The organism is Bradyrhizobium sp. (genome assembly GCF_036009065.1).
In the GTDB taxonomy this organism is placed as follows: domain Bacteria; phylum Pseudomonadota; class Alphaproteobacteria; order Rhizobiales; family Xanthobacteraceae; genus Bradyrhizobium.
The window spans coordinates 1-20565 of sequence record NZ_DASYMN010000403.1; the positions used below are offsets into that span (position 1 = coordinate 1).

Consider the following 20565-nt stretch of genomic DNA (forward strand, 5'->3'; position numbering starts at 1 on the left):
ATACGCTGACGTCCTACGGCTACGATCCGGTCACCGGCATGCACGAGGGCAAGGCGACCCTGTGCCAGATTCAAGCGGCGTGAGGGGAGAATAGATCATGGCTCGCGTCAAATTTCTTTGTGATGCCGACCGTTGCATCGAATGCAATGCCTGCGTGACCGCATGCAAGAACGAACATGAAGTGCCGTGGGGCATCAATCGCCGCCGCGTCGTCACCATCAATGACGGCAAGCCCGGCGAACGCTCGGTGTCGATGGCTTGCATGCACTGCACCGACGCGCCATGCGCGGCAGTGTGCCCGGTATCGTGCTTCTACACCACCGTCGACGGCGTGGTGCTGCACTCCAAGGACCTCTGCATCGGCTGCGGCTACTGCTTCTACGCCTGCCCGTTCGGCGCGCCGCAATATCCCAAGGTCGGAAATTTCGGCTCGCGCGGCAAGATGGACAAGTGCACCTATTGCGCAGGCGGGCCGGAGGCGGACTCCACGCCGGCCGAATACGCCAAATACGGCGCCAACCGCCTTGCCGAGGGCAAGCTGCCGATCTGCGCCGAGATGTGCTCGACCAAATCGCTGCTCGCGGGCGATGGCGCGATCATCGCCGAGATCTACAAAGAGCGCGTCATGAAGCGCGGTTACGGCTCGGGCATGTGGGGCTGGAAAACGGCGTATAGCGATTCGCCCACCGGCTGATGCATTGGCCGCCGCGCCCGGCGCGGCGGCGCTCACGTAACCAGGAACGGGAAGGTCGTCGGCCCATGCCAAGCTCGCTTTCAAACCTCAGGGCGTTAAGCGCCGCCATCGTGCTACTGTTCGCGTTCGCGCATCCCGCCGCCGCGCAGCTTTCCTTCAAGCCGACCGCCGAAGCGGTGCAGGAAGACAAGCTGCTGAATGCGCTGAAAGAGGGTGACAAGATCACCGGGCGGATCACAATTCCGGATGTGATGGCCTCCAGCCTGATCCAGCCCGCGGGCCGCGACTGGCGCGATTTCCAGCGCCACAAGCTGCCGATCATCGGCGGCGTCGTCATCCTCGGCACGCTGGCGTTGCTTGCGATCTTTTTGGCGGTGCGCGGCCGTATCCGCGTCGAGCACGGGTTTTCCGGCATAAAGCTTCTTCGCTTCGCAAGCTACGAGCGTTTCATTCATTGGCTGACCGCGTCGTGCTTCATCATTCTCGCGCTGTCCGGCCTCAATATCAGCTTTGGACGCACGCTGATCCTGCCGTTGTTCGGCGCCGATGCGTTCTCGACGATGACGGCGTGGGGCAAGATCGCGCACAACTATCTCGCGTTCCCGTTCATGTTCGGCGTGGCGGTGATGTTCCTGGTCTGGATCAAGGACAACTTCCCGAACAGGCTCGACTGGACCTGGATCAAAGAGGGCGGCGGACTGCTGCGCAACGGCAAGCATCCGCCGGCGACGCGATTCAATACCGGCCAGAAGGGCATGTTCTGGATCGTCGTGATCTTTGGCGCGCTGATGTCGGTGTCGGGATGGTTCCTGCTATTCCCTTATCTTCCCGCCAACGTCACCGCGCTGCAGTTCTGGACCATCATCCATGCAGTGATCGCCATGCTGTTCATCGCGGCGATCTTGGGCCACATCTATATCGGCACTATCGGGATGGAAGGCGCGTTCGATGCGATGGGAACGGGCGAAGTGGATTTGAACTGGGCCAAGGAGCATCACTCGCTCTGGGCCGAGGAAGAAAAGGCTAAGGGCCATGTAGCCTCGGGAAGCGCGCCGCGAGCGATGCCGGCCGAATAATTCGGACGGAAATGTTTGAATTCGGGGGAAGCGCTATGAAAAGCTTTATTGCAGCCTTGTTGTTTGCGGTGATCGCGGCGGTCGCTGTTTCCATGCTGCTCAACACCGTACAGCAGCCGAGTTCGGTCGCATTCACCACCAGCGGCGCAAGGGTCGGCGATCCCGGCCACAATCTGACGGGGCCGGTCTGATTGCGGCAAGTTATCGCGTGATGAATTTAGGTTGACGCGGGCTCCCTTTCACCTCTCCCCGCAGGGGAGAGGTGAAAGGGAGCTGCGTCAATCTAACTGCCAGCTCCTGATCACGCGTTCGGATCACGGGCGTTCGGATAGAACAATTGCTGTCCGTTGATCTTGTAGTCGGCAACAGCGCTTTGACCGTCTGCGGAGATCAGCCAGTCGATGAATTGCTGTCCGGGTCCGTGCTTTACGTGCGAGTGCTTTTGCGGGTTAACCAGCATCACGCCATATTGGTTGAACAGCCGCTTGTCTCCTTCGACCGCAACGATGAAGTCGCCCTTGTTCTTGAATGAAATCCACGTCCCGCGATCGGAGATCGTGTAGGCGCCCATGGCGCCTGCGGTGTTGAGAGTGGCCCCCATGCCCTGGCCGATTTCACGGTACCACGGACCTTTCGCACTCTCATTGGCGATGTCGATGCCCGCGGTCTTCCACAATGCGAGTTCGGCTTGATGGGTTCCAGAGCGGTCGCCGCGCGAGACGAATGGTATTTGCTTGGCTTTAAGCGTCTGGAGTGCGGCCACGATATCCTTGGTGCCTGCAACGCCCGCAGGATCGCTTTTCGGGCCGACCATGATGAAGTCGTTGTACATGACGGGGAAGCGCTTCACGCCGAATCCGTCAGCAAGGAATTTCTCCTCCGCTGCTCTGGCATGGACGAAAACGACGTCGGCATCGCCGCGCCGCCCGGTGTCGAGCGCCTGACCCGTGCCTTGCGCGATGACCTTCACCTTGATGCCGGTTTTGGCTTCGAATAGAGGCAGGATGTGGCCGAAAATGCCCGAGTCCTGTGTCGAGGTCGTCGATGCAACGACGATCGATTTGTCTTGGGCGATCGCTGGCCCTGCGATCAAGAAAGCTGCGACGGTGAGAACGAGACGTCGATTCATCATGGTCTATCTGCCTCGTAGATTGATCAGATAACAAGGTCGCCGCGCAGAAATGCGGTGGCCTCCGGCGTCATCGATCCTGTGAAGAAGCGATCCGCTGGAGTGTGCTCAACCACGCGGCCGCGGGCGAGGAAGACGACGTCGCCGGCGAGTCGCCGCGCTTGACCGAGGTCGTGGGTTGCCATGACGATCTTGACGCCCGATGAGGCTACCGCACCCACGATGTCTTCAACAGCCCTGGTCGAAGCCGGATCGAGGTTCGCGGTTGGCTCGTCGAGGAACAGCACCTCGGGCTCTCGAGCAAGCGCGCGCGCGAGCGCAAGGCGTTGCTGCTCGCCGCCGGACAAGCGGCGTGCGGGACGATCCGCCAGGCTCGCAAGGCCAACTCTCTGAAGCAGCTCGCGAATGCCGACCGGCCGGACCACTCGCCCCCCCGAGGCAAGCGCATAGGCGACATTGGCCGCGACGGTTCGGCGGAGCATGACCGGCCGCTGGAAAACCATTGCAAGCCGTCTGCCGTTCGTCTCTGCAAGTCCTCCCCAGGTGACCCGGCCGGCGGTTGGCGCGATGAGGCCCATCGCAATGCGGATCAACGTACTCTTGCCCGATCCATTCGGGCCAATCAGGACAGTTGGCGCACCCGAGCTGAAGCCAATCGAGGCGTGGTCGAGGATCGTGACGTGACCGGTACTGACGCTGACGTTGTGAAGAACGATCGGCAGGTCACTGGCGATGGGGCGTGTCATATCAACCTGCACGGATTTCCCCGACGCGCCGGATGCTCCAGGCCATTGCGTTGATGAGGATGATGATGCCGATCAAGACGCACCCGAGGCCCATGGCAAGGCGAAGATCACCTTTCGATGTCTCAAGGGCGATTGCGGTCGTCATGGTCCGGGTGAACCCATTGATGTTTCCCCCCACGATCATCAAAGTCCCGACCTCCGCCGCGGCGCGGCCGAATCCTGCCAGAAGCGTGGTCACCAGGGTGAAGCGGGCGTCCCACAGCAGCGTGGTGACCCGTCGGAACGGCCCGACGCGCATCGCGGTGAGTTCGTCGCGGTATTCTGTCCACAGATCGTCGACGGCCTGCCGCGTCAGCGCGGCGATGATGGGCAGGACGAGAAAAGCCTGCGCCAGGATCATCGCCTTCGGCGTAAACAGGATACCGAGGAAGCCGAGCGGGCCCGAACGCGACAGCAGCAGGAAAACGGCGAGTCCGACCACGACGGGAGGCAGGCCCATGAAGGCGTTGACGACGACGACGAGGAAACTGCGGCCGGGAAAATCCACCAGCGCCAGCAGGGCGCCGAGCGGCATGCCGATAGCGGCCCCGATGGCGACGGCGGACAGGCTGATGAACAGCGACAGGCGGACAATGGAATACAGCGTCGGATCGCCGCCGAGGATGAGATCCAGCGCGGAAGCAGTCTCGGGCATGGGTTGATCTCCGGTAAATCCTTTGCATCTTTCCGGACTTCTATCAAACTGTAATTGACCGGATAAACTACCCATGGGATTGCTGATGCTCCGTCCTGGCAAACAAACACGCGCTGCATTTCGGATCTGTGCCGCGCTGCTGGCGCTTTCCGCGCTGGCGATGACGCCGGCCTTCGCACAGTTGCGGGGCCATGGCGGGCCGGTGCGGGCACTGGCAATTTCGTCCGACGGGCAAACCGCAATCTCGGGAAGCTTTGATTCAACTGCAATCCGCTGGTCGCTGACGCATAATGCCGCCGAGCAGGTGCTGCGTTTCCATGACGATGCCGTCAACGCGGTCGTCCTGTTCAAGGATGGCCGCGCGGCGACCGCCGGTGCCGACGGGCGCATTGCGATCTGGACCGCGGGCAACGCACAGCCCGATGCCGTGCTGGAGGGACATACCGCGCCGATCGCGGCCCTCGCAGTCTCGCCCGATGGAACGGCACTGGCGTCGGCGTCGTGGGATCAGACTGTGCGGCTGTGGCCGCTGGCGGGCGGCGCGCCGCGTGTGCTCGAGGGGCACACGCAAAACGTCAACGGCGTGGCGTTCGCTCCGGATGGCCGTACCCTGGTCAGCGTCAGCTACGATCAAAGCCTTCGCATCTGGCCGCTCGCAGGCTCGGCCTCGCCGGTCGTCGTAGCGATGCCGGTTCCGCTCAACGCCGTGGCCATCGGCGGCAACGGCGAAATCGCGGCCGGAGGCGCCGACGGCAGGCTGTATTTCCTCAGCGGTGACGGGGCGCGCGCCGGCGAAATCGCAGCCGGGCCAAGACCGGTGATCTCGATTGCGACGTCGCCTGATGGCGCGCTGGTCGCTGCGGCCGGCATTGGCGGCACGGTCGCGGTGATCGATCGCAGGACGCGCGATCTTGCACGTACACTGGTCGGCCCCGGTCTGCCGGTCTGGTCGGTGGCGTTTCTGCCTGACAGCCGCACCCTGCTCACCGGCGGCGCCGACAACATCATCCGCCGCTGGAATGCGGTGACGGGAGAGCCGGTCGATCCGCTGCTTCTGGAAAAGCAGGGCGACCCGCTGGCCGCCTATGCCGGCGACCATGGCGCGGATGTATTTCGTGCCTGTGTCGCCTGCCATACCCTTAGGCCTGAGCAGGCGGGCAGGGCAGGCCCGACCCTGGCCAACCTGTTCGGCCGCCGCATTGCGACCTTGCCGGGCTACAATTTCTCCGACGCCCTGAAACGCCTCGACATCGTCTGGACGCCCGAGACGGTGTCGAAATTGTTCGAGGTTGGACCCGGGCTTTACACGCCCGGCACCAAGATGCCCGAGCAGCGCATCGGTTCGGAACAGGACCGCGCGGCGCTGGTGAAGTTCCTCGAGCGCGCGACGCGGCGGTAGAGTTGATGGGTCGGGCGCGGTTCGTTTAGCTTGCTTGGCTAGCGTTCTGGTCGACCAGCAGTAGTCCTGGAAGCTGCTCCTGCCAGAGCTGATGTTACCAAATCTACCTTCTGAAAGCAGTCGCTCAAGGACCGGCAAGTGAGTCTGATCCACAACGAGAGAACGAAACTGACGGCGACCCTGATGAATACGGTGGCAGCAGCGGTTTTCATTACCGGCGTTCTGGCGCGCTGGTGGTGTTCTCCTACGATTTGCCGGGACCGAATAAAGGCGTTGCAGCTGCGGTAGTTAGCCTCATTTGGATTCTGGCGGCATTGGGCATACATTTGCTGGCAAGGGCGCTGCATGGCGTATGCGTGGTATGTGACACCGTTGGTCGCGCTGCTTGCGTGCTACGCCCTGTTTCTGTGGGCCCGGATGCAGAGTTGAGGCGTTGCGATGACCTGAAGCATGCGCCGAGCGAGCAGCCGGGCTGGGCGAAATCGAAAACCCCGAATGGACCGCCGAGGATTTTGCGTCCGGCGTCCGAGATGCCGGAAGCCATGCTGGCCCAGTTCAAGAACGGCCGCGGCCGGCCCAAACTGGCATTCCCGAAAGAGGGAGTAAAAATCCGGCTCGATGCTGAAGTCGTCTCTGCATTACGCGCCAGCGGCAAAGGCTGGCAAACCGCCATCAACGACCTGCTGCGCTCCCGATTGAAGAACGGGAAGATCGCTCTTGGAAGACGCAAGGCAAAGGAAAGCCGTCGCGGTGGCTAGACTGCTGTCCGGACATTCCCGCCTGCCCCCAGCAGGTCAGCCCTTCTCGCGGCGCGGTGGGCCAACAGATATTAGTCACCTCCCGCAGTGACAAAAAGGAATCCGAAACTGTGAGCCGGACGACAACATTGCCAAGACGGCTCCAGCCGATGCTAGCCACCCTCACAGACGCTCCGTTCGATGATGTCGGGTGGGTATTCGAGGACAAATATGATGGCTTCCGCATGATCGCAAAAATCGAAGGCGGAAAGGTCACGCTGTACAGCCGGAACGGCAAGATCATCAGCCACAGCTACGTCGAAGTCGCAAAAGCGCTTGAGGGAACGAAGGGCGATGCGGTGATCGACGGAGAGCTTGTGGCACTTGACAAAGATGGCACCTCACATTTCCAGCTATTGCAGAACGCGTTGCGTCACCAAGCCACTTTGCGGTACTGCGCATTCGATCTCATGTTCAAGGATGGGCAAGATTTGCGAGGCTTACCGCTGCTGCAGCGTAAGACCCAGCTCAAGGCCATTTTGCCCCGCCACAAGCTGATTGTCTTCAGCGCTCACCGCAAAACGCATGGCACGAAGTTCTTCAAGGAAGTGGAGCGCAGAGGCCTTGAAGGCATTATGGCCAAGCGTGGCGACAGCATATACCAGTCCGGAGCACGCACCGACAACTGGCTCAAGATCAAAACATCAAAACGTCAGGAAGTCGTCATTGTCGGATTTACGGCCCCTAGGCGAACGCGGCCGTTTTTCGGAGCGCTGGCTCTCGCGCTTCGGGAAGGCAATGGCTGGCGTTACATCGGCCATGTCGGCACCGGCTTTAGCTATCAGGCCCTCGAAGAACTCCACGCCAAGCTCATCAAATTGAAGGCTTCGAAGTCTCCGTTTCGCTCGAAGGTCAAGGACGAGGCCGTGACCACCTGGGTTAGACCATCCTTAGTCGCAGAGGTGAAATTCACCGAATGGACCAGCAAGGGTGAGATGCGGCATCCGGTTTATCTTGGTCTTCGAACGGACAAGCGGGCTAAAGATGTCGTACTTGAGCACGAAACACCGCACAGCCGATAGATTTCTTGTACGAAGAGGAGTTTGATGCCGAAAGAACCCGTTGCAATCGAGATCGTTCAGGAGGGCGACGAGCGCTTCATCGTCAAAACTTACGATGACGGCAGCGCCGAACGCGTGCCGATCGTAAAACGGCCAAGAAAGCCGCCCCGTTGGCCCTACCGCAAAGTGTCGTTCGACAAGAGTCGCAAAAAGGGATTTTGATATCGCAAGCTGATCGTCCCACGCGGAACGGCTTGAGCCGGCCTCCGCGGCGGATCATTTTTCCTCCCCGTACTCCTCGGGAATCCTCGCTCTATAAATATCCTCGCCCTCCTCATTGACTACGGTGAGGTGCTTTTTCGGCACGGTGGCGGCTTCGCGGCCGATATCGGTTGCGATCCTGTCCGCCATTTTTTTGGCAGCCGGGGCATCGTCGCAATCCAGGCCGGCCTTGTCGGGAACACGGTGTCCATTGGTAAGGTCAAAATAAAATCGGGGCATTTTCGCTCGCCAGTTTCGCCAGTCCTATCCCGGTTTCAACCGCCGCCAACTGCTCATGTTCCAGCTAACGCGGGCGGTTCCCGCATTCGCAGGAGCCGAAATATCGTTCTCCCGTCCTGTTTCAGTTTCCGAGGTCCCCAATGTCTCGTTTTCCCTTGACGGGTCCGGCTCCGGCGTTTCGCATCCTCAATTTAAATGCAACGGGCCGCAGGCACTCAGCCTTTTTGTTTCTCCACTGCGCTCTTTCCGTCGGAGCTTTTAGAGCGTTCGTCGAACCGGTCAGCGCCCTTGGCGAGGTCGTGCCCCATTTTGCTCTCGTTTTTCGCTTCGTCTTTGGCAGCGGCTTCGCGCAGGCCCACAGCCGCTCGTTCCCCCTTTTTTGATGATTTGCGTTCGACGTTCATTTGGGTCTTCCTCCATAATAGAACCGCTGATCATGGCATCTGCGTTGGTTGTGCCAGCCGCAACCGATCACGAATTTCCAAGTCGCTAGCCTGAGCAATGTTCCGGTCGAACGGAAGGGTATCTTCAGGCCGTACGTCCCAATTCAGGGCTGCCGTGAAGCACGGCCGGGAGTGGACTTTTTCACCAAAGCCGCGCTGAGCAGGCAAGCCGTGCGCACAACCCGCTTGATAAGGAAGCATGGCTGCGGTTGCCGGGGAATGGCTTAAACTAGCGATGTCCATTGAAGGCCGACGTTCGGATAAGCGCCGTCGAGGTTGGAGAATGCACGGCCACTGCGTCAGAGCGAAAGCTCATAAGCTGTGGGGTCATCCCGGAATTAGTTTCAAAATAATATGCCGCGTTCCGAGCATATATTTCGGAACGTTCAAGCGCACCGCTCATTCATCTTAGGATATCAACCCATCAGGAGCCTAAGATGAAGAAAGCTATTCTTGTTGCCACTTGCGTTGCCGCCTTGTCCGCCTTCACCACCGTTGGCGCGTCGGCCCAAACCACCGGTCCTGCCGCTCAAGACACCATGAAGACCAACGACATGTCGAAAGACGGTATGAAGAAGGACGGTATGGGAACTGGCGCGACCGGAACTTCCATGCCCTCCGCAAAAGACTCGAGCACCCAAGGTGCATCGACCGCTGGATCGGCAGAAAAGAAGGGCGATGCGACGACGCCCGGCGGCACGATGAAGAAATAATATGATCCGTCATGTGAGAGGCCGCCCCAGTTGGTGGCCTCTCATCAACCGATTCAATACATCGACCGCGCCGTCGCCGTCATCGCTCAACATTGCCAACAGCATTGTCAAAATCGATCCTCTCCCATCGCGAAATCAAAGAAAGCCTTGGGAGAGTGGTGAGCGCGGAGGAACTCGAACCCTCGACCCCATGATTAAAAGTCACGTGCTCTACCACCTGAGCTACGCGCTCACTCGCCGCGCTGGCCTGAGCAATGTTCCGGTCCAACTGAAGGGTATCTTCAGGCCGTACGTCCCAATTCAGGGCTGCCGTGAAGGACGGCCGGGAGTGAACTTTTCACCTAATCAGATGATGCTGTCTGTGGGCCTAGAAACCCGGACCAGTGACCGCCGCATATTCCCTGGTCAGGAAACCGCTCGATTGGCGTCGAGCTGTAGCGGCTGCAAGAAACCGGTGCCGATAACACATCGGTTTCGACGGACGCGCTTGGCGGCGCGGCTCCGAACCCTGCCAAATGGCCGGGGGCCGACGTGCTGTCCAGAGCCGAAAGGCTTAAAAGCGTCCGGCTTGTCTCACTGGCAAGTTTCTAGCCCCCGGCTGCTGCGGCTGTCCCGCCGGGTTAGCCCTAGAAAGCCGCAGTGAGTCCCTACTATGACACTCGCAAAAACCGATAAGCGGCGCGGCGAGCCGAACGAGCGCAGAGTCTCGATCCGCATCCGCGTGAAACCATCTGTCAAAGCTATGGCCGAGCGCCTTGCGCAGAAGGATGCCCGGTCCATGGCCGAATGGCTTGAGGGCTTGATTGCAGCCGAGGCGGCGCGGCCCGCTACAAAAAGGTCCGTAGTCCGTAGGGCGCAATAAGCGAAGCGCATTGCGCCGCGGTTAGTTTTGCGGCGCAATGCGCGCCGCTCCGCGCCGCTTATTGCGCCCTACGGGCTGTTTTGAGTTCAAAACTTACTTGGGCTTGCCTTTGCGGCAATTCGACGCCTTGCAGGCTTTGACATTCGTCGTTTTATCGCCCCCGTTATTTGCGCAGGTATTTACGGGACAGGTTGCATATCCACCCATATTGGCACGGGCCTCGCCAGCGTTCAGCAAAAAGGGCAGCGCCACGACAGCTGCAACGGCAAAAAATTTCAGCATTTCCGCTCCCATTGGTTTATTCGGAAGTCCATTCAACCACGAAATGCAGGCTAGTCCCATCTCACCTAGCTAGCCGCTGCGTTGCTTCTGGCGCAATCGGGCGGCTACGATGGTGCGGGGGCTGGGACCCGCACTAGCGGCCTTCTAAAGGCCAACATGTTGGTTTTTTGTTCGGCAAAAACGGCGCATGCGCGGCATTTGAAAACCGCAAATCCGGACCAATAGCCCACACGGCGCACGGCAATCGTTTTGCCAACACAGTGCCCACATGAGCACTTTTGCCCGACTGGCGAAAATTCAAGTTATACCTGATTTCATTGGTGAGCGCGGAGGGACTCGAACCCTCGACCCCATGATTAAAAGTCACGTGCTCTACCACCTGAGCTACGCGCTCACTCGCCGCGCTGTGTAGGGGGAGGGCCGGTGCGGGTCAATAGCGGGAAAGACCGAAGATCATGCCCACGCACGGCGCAAATTTAACAGACGGGACAAGTCGTTAGCCCCCTGAGCATGATGCTTTGAAGCCGAATCGCCACTATGCTCGGCCCACCTCTCCCGCAGGGGAGATTACCAGATGCACACATCTCGTCATACGCGGGCTTGACCCGCGTATCCATCACACTTCGAATGACTCTTGCGAAGATGATGGATTGCCGGGTCAAGCCCGGCAATGACGGCTAACAGCAGCGCCCCAAAACATCGGCTTATACGCTGCCGCTGAGCTCTTGCCGCACTTCCGAGGCCACCGGCTGCGGCGCGTTGATCGGGCCGGGCAGGGCCTGCATCGCCACCGGGCGCAGCCCGATCAATTCGGCGGTTCGAACCCCGGTGTTGCGCCAGAACGCAAACGCGTTGATCCGCGAGTTTTCCAGGATGGCGATCGCGACCGCCGACAGGAACGGCAGGCTTTCCAGCACCAGCACCGCCGCGAATACATAGATCTCGCGGACCTCCTTGTAATTGTTGGTGACGACCAGGACCGCGGCGCCGATCAGCAGCAGCACGCCGATCACCGCTTCCCAGAACGCCTGGAATTCGACCGACATGATCGAGAAGCCGCCCTTGGACGTGCGCGCAAACGCCAGATGTTCGGTGATCAACCCCTGCGCCACCGCGCGCGACACCGTCCACTGCACCGACATGGCGGTGATCATCGCGCCCAGCATCTGGCCGGTCTTGACGGGTACGCGCAGTTGGTACAGCGCCACGAAATGGATCAGCGACACCAGGAACGCGGCGATGATCGGCAGCGTCAGGATCTTGTCGGGAATGGCGATGTCGGCGAAGGCGACGATCGGCACCCAGATCAGGTTCAGGATGGCGACGAGCACGCCGAGGCTTTCGGCGCCGAGCCAGTTGAGCCAGCCCAGGGCAAATTCGCGCTTCTGGTCGGGCGACAGCCGGCTGCCGCCGGGCAGAAAACGCCGCCAGTGTTTTTTGACGATCTGGAAGCCGCCATAGGCCCAGCGGTGCCGCTGCTTCTTGAACGCCTCGTAGGTGTCGGGCAGCAGGCCATAGCCGTAGCGGTTGTTGGTGTAATGCGTCAGCCAGCCGTGCTCGATGATCGCCAGCCCAAGGTCGGTATCCTCGCAGATGGTGTCGCCGGCCCAGCCGCCGGCCATGTCCATCGCCGCGCGCCGGATCAGGCACATGGTGCCGTGAACGATGATCGAGTTGAATTCGTTGCGCTGGACCATGCCGATGTCGAAGAACCCGGCATACTCGCCGTTCATGATGTAATGCATCAGCGAGCGGTCACCGTCGCGATGGTCCTGCGGCGCCTGCACGAGGCCGACGCGGGGATCGGCGAATGCCGGCACCAGATCCTTCAGCCAATCCGGCTGCACCACATAGTCGGCGTCGATGATGCCGATGATCTCCGCATCGGCCGCGGTGCGCTCCATCGCGATCCGCAGCGCGCCGGCCTTGAAACCTTCGACCTTCTCGGCATTGATGAACTTGAACCGCTCGCCGAGCGCCCGGCAGTGATCCTGGATCGGCTGCCAGAATTCAGGGTCGGGCGTGTTGTTGATGATGACAACGCATTCGAAATTCGGATAATCCAGCCGGGAGACGGCATCCAGCGTCTGCTTGAGCATGTCCGGCGGCTCGAAATAGGCCGGGACATGGATCGACACCTTGGGGAAAACTTGATCCTCCAAAGCCGGAGCTAATGGCCCGGCGGGCAATCCTTTGACCAGCAGCCGGCGCGGGTTGCGGCCGAAGGCGATGGCGGCGATCTCTTCAATCCGCGCCATGGCGATCAGCACCAGCGGCACCAGCAGGATCAAGCCGAGGATCAACGCGAAGGCGGAACCGAACACAAAATAATGCCCGGTCCAGTAGGCGAACACGGTGGCAACCCAGGCGCCGACGCCATTGGCGGCCGCCGACAGCACGAAGGCCTGCATCACCGTGGGCTGCACCAGCCGGAAGATCGGCAATGACATCAGCACGCCGACCAAAAGCGCAATTCCCATCAGCTTCCAGTAGGCAGGGTCTTCAACCGGCCCGGTCCACGCGAATTTGGGTTCGCGCGCGGCATTCAGGAAGCCCCAATAGGGGCCGACGCCACCCTCGAAGAATTTCCACGGCTGGTCGATCGCCTCCACGATGTTGTATTCCATGCCGATGGCCTCGGCGCGGCTGACGAAGGTTCGCAGCGTTACCGCCTGCTCGAACGGCCCGGGCGTGCCGCTCTTCAAATTGTAGCCGGCGCTGGGCCAGCCGAATTCGGCGATCACGATGCGCTTGCCCGGAAAAGCGTCGCGCAGCTTCTGATAGATGATCAGCGCCTGATCCACAGCCTGCTTCTCGGAAAAGCCTTCCCAATAAGGCAGGATGTGCGCGGCGATGAAGTCCACCGACGACGCCAGTTCCGGATGCTCGATCCAAATATTCCAGATTTCACCCGTGGTTACAGGGACATTGACCGAACCTTTGACGCGCTGGATGAGCTTGATCAGGTCTTCGATCTTCTGTTCGCCGCGGTAGATCGTCTCGTTGCCGACCACGATGCCATTGACGTTGCTGTTGCGCTTGGCGAGCTCGATCGCCGACAGCATCTCGCGCTCGTTGCGATCGACGTTCTTGTCGATCCAGGCGCCGACGGTGACCTTCAGGCCGACCTCATTGGCAATCGGAGGCACCATTTCGACCCCGCCGGTCGACGAATAAAGCCGGATCGCACGGGTCAGCGGCGCCAGCTTTTTCGTGTCGGCGCGGATCTTGTCGGCGTTGGGAAAGTTGTCGACGTCGGGATGCCCGGTTCCGTCGAACGGCGAATAGGATACGCTGGGCAGGATGCCCCTGAAATCCGGAGCCTGTTGCTTGTCCCGCAAACCACCCCAGAGCGCAGCATGGGCGGCGGTGACAAACAACAGGACGGCGACGACGGCGCGCATCGCGACTAGACCATATGGGGCGAGCAAGGCGGCAGCGGACCTGTCCCCGAGGCCCGACCAATACGCTGGCAGATCAACATAACTCTGCCAGGTGATTTAACAACTCGATTTAACAACTCATATGACGCCGTGACGTTTTCAAGGCGCGAGTTTTGAAATCGGAAGAATTTCGGATCGCTCCAGGGCGCTTCGCGACTATTTGGCGGGCGCGGCCGGCGCGGCCGCAGGAGCCGCCGTGGCAGCACCGGCGGTGGACGGCGCCGCGGCGCCACCAGCGGGGGAGGCCGGCTGTGCGGCAACCGCAGCCTGAGGCTGGGCGCCGGGGTTGATCCAGCAGGCATGAACACGTCCGCTCAGGCTTTCCGGTGCTTTGGGGTCGATGGCGCCAAAGCGCACGAGACACCTGAACGTCGCCTGAACGTGGCCGCCGGGGCAGCCAAAGCGGTCGTAAAGGTCGAGATGGCGGAATGCGGTGTCGAGGTCGTCGCGCCACATCAAAACCACCACGCGGCGGCCGAGCCAGACACATTCCGGGTTTCCGGCCGGGCCATTGATGGCCTGTGACGCCTCGACGAATTCGTCGGTCTTGCGCTGGCTGTCCTTGGCGGCATCGGCGGGAGTTGCCGGGTTTGTCGCTGCAGGCTTGCCGGACTGATCCTGGGTGCGGAGATCGCCACTTTGGGCGAAGGCGCTCCCCAGACCGATCAGCAGTGCGAATCCGGATGCGGCAACGCGACGCAAGACCGCATTCTGAAACTCGAACACCCACTGACGCATAAAGTCCCCGATTTTGCTGCCTGCCTGCGGCACACTCTGGCACGGCCGTTGATGCCGTTCAAATGGGTCCCCATTGCGGCGGAGACACATTCGAATCCCATGGCGGACAATTTGGATTTTGTCCAGTAAAGCCGCAACTTTATCGCTTTGTGGTAAAGCACGCCTGGTCAGAGAAGGTCGCGGTTGCCTGAATGCCGCCCTTGGCAGACGGCCGCTGACCGGGTAATCGACGGGCCTTCTTAAGAGGACGGACCGATTTCCCTTCGTACGCCGCTGGCGCTTCTCCTCGTATCCCTGAGCACGATTGCCGCAGTGTGGTGGTGGCTGGCCGCACCGGCGACGCTGGCGCGGGCGCCGATCGATCCCGCAGCCAAACTGCTGTGCGTTTCCTACGCGCCGTTCCGCGATGCCCAGACGCCGCTGCTGCTGACCACGCAAATTCCTCCCGAGCAGATTGTGCAGGACCTGGAGCAGCTCGCCAAAATATCCAACTGCGTCAGGACGTATTCGATCGAGAACGGTCTCGACCGGGTTCCGGAGATTGCCGCCAAGGTCGGCCTCAAGGTCATCCAGGGCATCTGGCTCGGAAGCAACCGGCTCAAGAACCTCGCCCAGATTTCGACGGCCGTTGCCTTGGCCAAGGAATATCCCGGCGTGATCACCTCGCTCGTGGTCGGCAACGAGGTGCTGCTGCGCGGCGAGATGACCACGTCCGATCTCGCCGCGACCATCCGCTCGGTCAAGGCACAAGTCGCCGTTCCCGTGACCTATGCCGATGTCTGGGAATATTGGCTGCGCCACCGGGAAATTTACGATGCGGTGGACTTCGTCACCATCCACATCCTGCCGTATTGGGAGGACTTTCCGATCCGGGCGAAGTACGCGGCGGCGCATGTCGACGCCATTCGCAAGCGGATGGCGGTTGCATTTCCGGCCAAGGAGATCCTGGTTGGCGAAACCGGATGGCCGAGCGCCGGACGGATGCGAGATGCCGCGCTGCCATCACGCACCAATCAGGCGCGGGTGGTTTCCGAGATTCTCGATCTCGCCAAAAACGAGAATTTTCGCGTCAGCCTGATCGAAGCCTATGATCAGCCCTGGAAGCGCCAGCTCGAGGGCACGGTGGGAGGATACTGGGGCCTGATCGATTCCGTGCAGCGGGCGCTGAAATATCCGCCTGGCGTGCCCATCAGCAACTATCCGTTCTGGAAGCTGCAGATGGCATCGGGAATGGCGATGAGCATTCTGGTGTTCGGCGCCGCTCTGCTGACGCTAAGACGGCGGCCATGGACGCCGCGCTTCTTGTCGTGGGTGGCGGTGGCGGTGTCCGCGACCGCGGGCGGAACCCTGCTGGGCGTGGCCGTCGACAAGATGCTCTATGAAAGCTACGGGTTTGGTGGCTGGCTCAAATGGGGCTTGCTGCTGGCCGCGGGCATGGCCGCGCCGCTGCTGTCGGCCAACGCGTTGATGTCCGGGCGGGCGCTGCCGACGTTTCTTGAGCTTGTCGGTCCGCGCGAGGCAAGAACCCGATCAGTCCTGACGATGGCCTTGGGATTGACGTTGATCGTGACCACGCTGATCGCGGCGGAGACCGCGCTCGGCTTCGCATTCGATCCGCGCTATCGCGACTTTCCGTTCGCCGCGCTGACGATGGCGGTGGTGCCTTTCTCAGCGCTGATGCTTCTCAACCGTCCGCAGAGCGGGACGCGCCCGATTGCGGAGGCAGCCTTTGCAGGATTGCTGGTCGGAGCGGCGCTCTACACCGTGGTCAACGAGGGACCGGACAACTGGCAATCGCTGTGGACCTGCGCGCTGTATTTCCTGCTCGCCGTTACGCTGTGGCAGGCGCGGGCCGCGCAAATCCCAAAATAAGCAGGCCGATCGCAATCCCGGACAGACCGGCATTGTAAAGCACGATGCCGAAACCAGCGGCGATCAGGCCGCCGGTCAGCAGCACGATCGACGGCCGGATCACGTGAAGCATCGCGATGATCAGCGCGACGATGCCGAACACGGAGTTGCGAAACAAATAGGTAACCAGAAGCCTGGTCTTGCAGAGCACGGTCTGAAGCCCGGCATCGCACGCCAATGCGACGGTCGAAAATTCGACAGCGAGATAACGCAAATACAGGGCGTAACCTACGGTGACGAATCCGACGATCAGCACCCATTGCACCTGATACGGCGTCAGCCGGAACGGATCTTTTTTCATGCGGCGAGTATGGTTTGGATCGCGCGGCGGAACAAGCCGCGCATAATTCTCGACCGGGAGAGCGCTTGCTCAATGTCTGAGCTGATCAATCTAACTCACTGAATTTATGAAGCTGTCAGCCACCTTCATCGCGTACCGAACACCGATGATAGCGCCGGGTTTTTGGGCTTTGGCGGCGGCTCCCCGCTGCTCACCCGCTTTGCGGCATTCCGCTTGCGAGGCGGCCGCGCTGAAGGCGCAGGATCGTCGCTCTGGACGGCGAGGCGCTGGCCGTCGAACACGGAGGTCTCGCAGGAACGTTTGCTTTCAATCAATGCCGCGCAGATTTTAGCCGCCGCCGCGGCGTCGCTCAGTGGTCCTGCAACCAGCCGCAACTGCATGCCAAGCCCGCTATCGAGTTCCTTTACGACGATGATCGGCCGCAGCGTTGTCAGTGCGGCGCTTGACTTGAGATGCCCGCGCCACAGCGCGCGCAGCCCCTCGATCGAATTCGCGGCTCCGAGATCGACGCCGAATTCGGTTCGCCGCACGGCGATTTCAGACGGCGCTTTCGATGAAGCCGGATCGGGCGCCGGGGCCAAGGCTTCCGGCATCGGCGTTGCGGTGATGACTTCGGGCGGATGGTCTGGTTCGATCAGTTTTGCCGCGGCGGGGTCGGGCGGCGCCATCATGGACCTGGACGGCATCAGCGGTGTTGCCGGCGTCGCGGCGGGCGCCTTGGCCTTTGTCTCCGCCGGCGCGTTCAAGGTGGCGGCCGCGGAACTTGCAGGCGTTGATTCCGGCTGGCGCGGGGCGAGGTCGCGCGGTCTGTCGGTAAGAGCGGCGAGCGTGGTCGCAGGCGCGGCAGCAACCGGCGGATCCGATGAAGCCGATTGCGGTTCCGGCGCACTTGACAGCGATGCGCCGGCTTGCGGCGAACCCGCGGCGGAATTTTGACGCGCGCTCGAGCCGGTCACGCTGTCCAGACCCTGCTCGAGCACGGTGACGCGCGAATACAGCCGGTCGCGGTCGCCATTCAGGGTGTCGATGGCGGACGCCAGCCGGCGGGCCTCGGCCAGGCTTTCCCTCGCCACCCCCTGGATCTGCTGGGACTGCCGGGCCAGATCGGCGGACGCGATCTGGTCGCGCCGCCATCCGATCGACGACTGGCTGGCCATCACCGCGACAACCACCGCGGCGACCGAGCCGATCCCCCACGACCCCAGCCGCCATAGCGCATGCCGATCCAGATCGTCCTCCTCAGCCAAAAAACCCGACAGCCAGCCGCCGGAACTGTCGGCGTCGAAGGCGTCGGTCGAATGATCGGGTTTTCCAGCCATGCGACGTCTGCGGCCCTCCCAGGCCTTCCCGCGAATCACCCCGCGAACATTATCAGGAAATGGCGTTGAGGCTTGAAGCCGGCCGCTTTTACGCTGGCGAATCGGTTTCCTCTCCGGTTGAAAACGCTTTATGACGGCGGCGGCGCGGTCTGTGCGCCCAGCAAAGCTTAAGGGATTGGGATGACGGGCAGGACCAGCCTCACCATCGTGCTCGCGGCCGGCGAAGGCACGCGCATGCGCTCCTCGATGCCGAAAGTCCTGCATCCGGTGGCCGGTCAATCGCTGCTGGCCCACGTGCTTCGGGCCGCCCCCAATGGCGCCAACGCGTCGCTTGCCGTCGTGGTCGGACCGGATCATCGATCTGTCGCGGAGGAAGCCTTGCGCGCGCGACCGGACGCCGCGACCTTCGAGCAGCGCGAGCGGCTCGGCACGGCGCACGCGGTTCTTGCGGCCAGGGACGCAATCAAGCGCGGCGCGGACGATCTGCTGGTGGTGTTCGGCGACACACCGCTGATTTCGGCCGCGACCTTGCAACAGATGCGCGAACCGCTGAAAAACGGCGCGGCACTGACGGTGCTTGGCTTTCGCGCCGCTGATCCAACCGGTTATGGCCGGCTGCTGGTCGAGGACGGCCGGCTGGTAGCGATCCGCGAACAGGCCGATGCCAGCCCCGCGGAGCAGAAGGTCACGCTGTGCAACGCCGGCGTCATGGCCTTCGACGGCCATCGCGCGCTGGAAATTCTGGAAAAAATCGGCAACGCCAACGGCAAGGGCGAGTATTATCTGCCGACGCGGTCGCCATCGTTCGAGACCTCGGATTGCAGGCCGCCGTGATCGAAACCAGCGAGGATGAAGTGCGCGGCATCAACACCAAGGCCCAGCTCGCCGAAGCCGAAGCGGTGATGCAGGCGCGGCTGCGCCGGGCGGCGCTCGATGCCGGCGTGACCATGATCGCGCCGGATACCGTCTACCTCGCCGCCGATACGGCCTTCGGCAACGACGTGACCATCGAGCCGTTCGTGGTGATCGGCCCCGGCGTGACCATCGCCGATGGCGCCGTGATCCACGCATTCTCCCACATCGTGCAGGCAACGATCGGCAAGAATGCCTCGGTCGGTCCTTACGCGCGGCTGCGGCCGGGAACGTCGCTGGGCGAGGGGGCGCGGATCGGCAATTTCGTCGAGACCAAAGCCGCGGTTCTCGAAGCCGGCGTCAAGGTCAATCACCTCTCCTACATCGGCGATACCCATATCGGCGCGGGCGCCAACATCGGCGCCGGCACCATCACCTGCAACTATGACGGTTTTGGCAAGCACAAGACCACGATCGGCGCCGGCGCCTTTGTCGGTTCGAATTCGTCGCTGGTGGCGCCGGTGAAGATCGGCAGCGGCGCCTATATCGGTTCGGGGTCGGTCATCACCCGCGACGTGCCGGACGATGCGCTGGCGATCGAGCGCGGCACACAGACGACGCGCGACGGCTGGGCGGCGCGCTACCGCGAGATGAAGACCCGCGACAAGCAGCCGAAGACCTAGTCGTCGGAAAATTCCGAGAATGTCGCGCGGGTGAGACGCCAGCCGCGCGGATGGGCCAGCTTCGGCTTTTCGCCGGCCTCATGCCGGATGATTTTCGGTTGGGTTTGCCCGCTGCGGAACGGCGGCGGCCAGTGCGCAAGCTTGGTCCGCTCGGGCCGAGTTTGCGAGGGAGCCAAAAAGCTCCGTGTACCGGGCTTCGGTTCACGCGTATCCGCCATGGCTTTCGCCTCCGGGGGCCATGAGCGTTGAGCAGAAACATTGACGAAGGGTTAATTAAGCCTGCCGCTTAACGCTGTCGTAATCCGCAATAATTATTGAGTATCAAGGCTTCAGGGATTCTCGTTAAGAGGGGCCTGCGCCCGGTCGGGTGATTTTCGTCGATTTGGAGCTATTGACCCGCATGTGCGGCATTGTCGGGATTTTGGGACGCGGTCCGGTCGCGGAAGAACTGGTCGATTCGCTCAAGCGCCTTGAGTATCGCGGCTACGATTCATCCGGCGTTGCCACGCTGGAAGGCGCGCGTCTGGAACGCCGCCGCGCCGAAGGCAAGCTCAAAAATCTGGAAGCCCGGCTGAGAATCGAACCGCTCATGGGCCACATCGGAATCGGCCATACGCGCTGGGCCACCCATGGCAGACCGACGGAGAACAACGCTCATCCGCACGCGACCGCGCGTGTCGCCGTGGTGCATAACGGCATCATCGAGAATTTTCGCGAATTGCGCGAAGAGCTGGAGAAAAAAGGCGCGGCGTTCACGACCGAAACCGATACCGAGACCGTATTGCATCTGGTCGACGGCTATCTCGCCGAGGGTTTGAAGCCTGTGGATGCCGTCAGAAAGACGCTGTCCCGGCTGCGTGGCGCTTTCGCGCTAGGCTTCATTTTTGCCGGCGACGACAACCTTCTGATCGGCGCGCGCAACGGGCCGCCGCTCGCGATCGGCCATGGCGAGGGCGAGATGTATCTCGGCTCGGACGCGAT

General features: G+C 61.6%; 20 protein-coding genes, 2 tRNA genes and 2 pseudogenes. 11 read left to right on the plus strand and 13 right to left on the minus strand.

All coding sequences use genetic code 11. From position 1 onward, the window contains the following. Positions 1-97 precede the first annotated feature (97 nt). The 3 genes from fdh3B to VGP39_RS24515 all read left to right on the plus strand — a co-directional run bounded on the left by fdh3B (position 98) and on the right by VGP39_RS24515 (position 1961). On the plus strand, positions 98-694 hold the full coding sequence (fdh3B, locus tag VGP39_RS24505) for a formate dehydrogenase FDH3 subunit beta (protein WP_327570678.1): 597 nt from the start codon (positions 98-100) through the stop codon (positions 692-694). A 65-nt stretch (positions 695-759) separates the two neighbouring features. Then, positions 760-1770: a formate dehydrogenase subunit gamma gene (locus VGP39_RS24510; RefSeq protein ID WP_327570679.1), complete on the plus strand. Its 1011-nt coding sequence runs from the start codon at positions 760-762 to the stop codon at positions 1768-1770. Between the two features lie 35 nt (positions 1771-1805). Then, a complete protein-coding gene (locus VGP39_RS24515) occupies positions 1806-1961 on the plus strand; it encodes a hypothetical protein (RefSeq protein ID WP_327570680.1) in 156 nt (51 codons plus the stop codon). A 110-nt stretch (positions 1962-2071) separates the two neighbouring features. Here VGP39_RS24515 and VGP39_RS24520 read toward each other — a convergent pair whose 3' ends face one another. From VGP39_RS24520 to VGP39_RS24530, 3 genes are read right to left on the minus strand one after another with little or no spacing between them, the layout of a single operon-like run. Next, a complete protein-coding gene (locus VGP39_RS24520; protein WP_327570681.1) occupies positions 2072-2902 on the minus strand; it encodes an extracellular solute-binding protein in 831 nt (276 codons plus the stop codon). Positions 2903-2925: 23 nt separating this feature from the next. Beyond that, the gene (locus tag VGP39_RS24525) at positions 2926-3645 is read right to left on the minus strand and encodes an ATP-binding cassette domain-containing protein (protein WP_327570682.1); all 720 of its coding nucleotides are present in this window, start codon (positions 3643-3645) and stop codon (positions 2926-2928) included. 1 nt (position 3646) lies between these two features. Next, a complete protein-coding gene (locus VGP39_RS24530; protein WP_327570683.1) occupies positions 3647-4339 on the minus strand; it encodes an ABC transporter permease in 693 nt (230 codons plus the stop codon). 85 nt (positions 4340-4424) lie between these two features. Between VGP39_RS24530 and VGP39_RS24535 the strand changes: the two genes are divergently transcribed. The 4 genes from VGP39_RS24535 (at position 4425) to VGP39_RS24550 (ending at position 7758) form a co-directional block, all read left to right on the plus strand. Then, positions 4425-5738: a c-type cytochrome gene (locus VGP39_RS24535; protein ID WP_414644795.1), complete on the plus strand. Its 1314-nt coding sequence runs from the start codon at positions 4425-4427 to the stop codon at positions 5736-5738. Between the two features lie 233 nt (positions 5739-5971). Beyond that, positions 5972-6496, plus strand: a complete 525-nt coding sequence (locus VGP39_RS24540) for a BrnA antitoxin family protein (RefSeq protein ID WP_327570684.1) — start codon at positions 5972-5974, stop codon at positions 6494-6496. Positions 6497-6606: 110 nt separating this feature from the next. Beyond that, entirely contained in the window at positions 6607-7557 is a 951-nt protein-coding gene (gene ligD / locus VGP39_RS24545; RefSeq protein WP_327570685.1) for a non-homologous end-joining DNA ligase, read from the plus strand. 24 nt (positions 7558-7581) lie between these two features. Further along, positions 7582-7758, plus strand: coding sequence for a hypothetical protein (locus VGP39_RS24550; RefSeq protein WP_327570686.1), 177 nt, complete (start codon positions 7582-7584; stop codon positions 7756-7758). A 54-nt stretch (positions 7759-7812) separates the two neighbouring features. Here the strand turns inward: VGP39_RS24550 and VGP39_RS24555 are convergent, their stop codons facing one another. Next, positions 7813-8037 (minus strand): DUF6894 family protein, encoded by a 225-nt coding sequence (locus VGP39_RS24555; RefSeq protein WP_327570687.1) that lies wholly within the window; start codon positions 8035-8037, stop codon positions 7813-7815. A 215-nt stretch (positions 8038-8252) separates the two neighbouring features. Further along, positions 8253-8441 (minus strand): hypothetical protein, encoded by a 189-nt coding sequence (locus tag VGP39_RS24560; RefSeq protein ID WP_327570688.1) that lies wholly within the window; start codon positions 8439-8441, stop codon positions 8253-8255. A gap of 476 nt (positions 8442-8917) precedes the next feature. Here VGP39_RS24560 and VGP39_RS24565 point away from each other — a divergent pair, with 476 nt between their 5' ends. Continuing rightward, a complete protein-coding gene (locus VGP39_RS24565; RefSeq protein WP_327570689.1) occupies positions 8918-9193 on the plus strand; it encodes a hypothetical protein in 276 nt (91 codons plus the stop codon). Positions 9194-9349: 156 nt separating this feature from the next. Here VGP39_RS24565 and VGP39_RS24570 read toward each other — a convergent pair. The 5 genes from VGP39_RS24570 to VGP39_RS24590 form a co-directional block, all read right to left on the minus strand. Next, a tRNA-Lys gene (locus VGP39_RS24570) sits at positions 9350-9425 on the minus strand. Positions 9426-10148: 723 nt separating this feature from the next. Then, on the minus strand, positions 10149-10337 hold the full coding sequence (locus VGP39_RS24575; protein WP_327570690.1) for a hypothetical protein: 189 nt from the start codon (positions 10335-10337) through the stop codon (positions 10149-10151). A gap of 318 nt (positions 10338-10655) precedes the next feature. After that, a tRNA-Lys gene (locus VGP39_RS24580) sits at positions 10656-10731 on the minus strand. Between the two features lie 310 nt (positions 10732-11041). Next, positions 11042-13741 (minus strand): glycosyltransferase, encoded by a 2700-nt coding sequence (locus tag VGP39_RS24585; RefSeq protein WP_327570691.1) that lies wholly within the window; start codon positions 13739-13741, stop codon positions 11042-11044. Between the two features lie 195 nt (positions 13742-13936). Beyond that, positions 13937-14518 carry a beta-1-3, beta-1-6-glucan biosynthesis protein gene (locus VGP39_RS24590; protein WP_327570697.1) on the minus strand — a complete coding sequence of 194 codons (582 nt, stop codon included), beginning with the start codon at positions 14516-14518 and terminating at the stop codon, positions 13937-13939. Positions 14519-14830: 312 nt separating this feature from the next. On the opposite strand from VGP39_RS24590, the gene VGP39_RS24595 reads away from it, so the two are divergent. Beyond that, positions 14831-16390 (plus strand): beta-(1-6) glucans synthase, encoded by a 1560-nt coding sequence (locus VGP39_RS24595; protein ID WP_327570692.1) that lies wholly within the window; start codon positions 14831-14833, stop codon positions 16388-16390. On the opposite strand, the gene VGP39_RS24600 is transcribed toward VGP39_RS24595, so the two are convergent. Then, complete coding sequence (locus VGP39_RS24600; protein ID WP_327570693.1) at positions 16350-16730, minus strand: hypothetical protein; 381 nt, start codon at positions 16728-16730, stop codon at positions 16350-16352. The genes VGP39_RS24595 and VGP39_RS24600 overlap by 41 nt on opposite strands. 125 nt (positions 16731-16855) lie before the next feature. After that, entirely contained in the window at positions 16856-18049 is a 1194-nt protein-coding gene (locus VGP39_RS24605; protein ID WP_327570694.1) for a hypothetical protein, read from the minus strand. A gap of 180 nt (positions 18050-18229) precedes the next feature. On the opposite strand from VGP39_RS24605, the pseudogene glmU reads away from it, so the two are divergent. Then, positions 18230-19584: pseudogene (glmU, locus tag VGP39_RS24610) on the plus strand (bifunctional UDP-N-acetylglucosamine diphosphorylase/glucosamine-1-phosphate N-acetyltransferase GlmU). Here the strand turns inward: glmU and VGP39_RS24615 are convergent. Beyond that, the gene (locus tag VGP39_RS24615) at positions 19581-19802 is read right to left on the minus strand and encodes a hypothetical protein (protein ID WP_327570695.1); all 222 of its coding nucleotides are present in this window, start codon (positions 19800-19802) and stop codon (positions 19581-19583) included. The pseudogene glmU and the gene VGP39_RS24615 sit on opposite strands and share 4 nt — an antisense overlap. A 182-nt stretch (positions 19803-19984) precedes the next feature. Here VGP39_RS24615 and VGP39_RS24620 point away from each other — a divergent pair. After that, positions 19985-20565: pseudogene (locus VGP39_RS24620) on the plus strand (glutamine--fructose-6-phosphate aminotransferase); the annotation flags it as partial.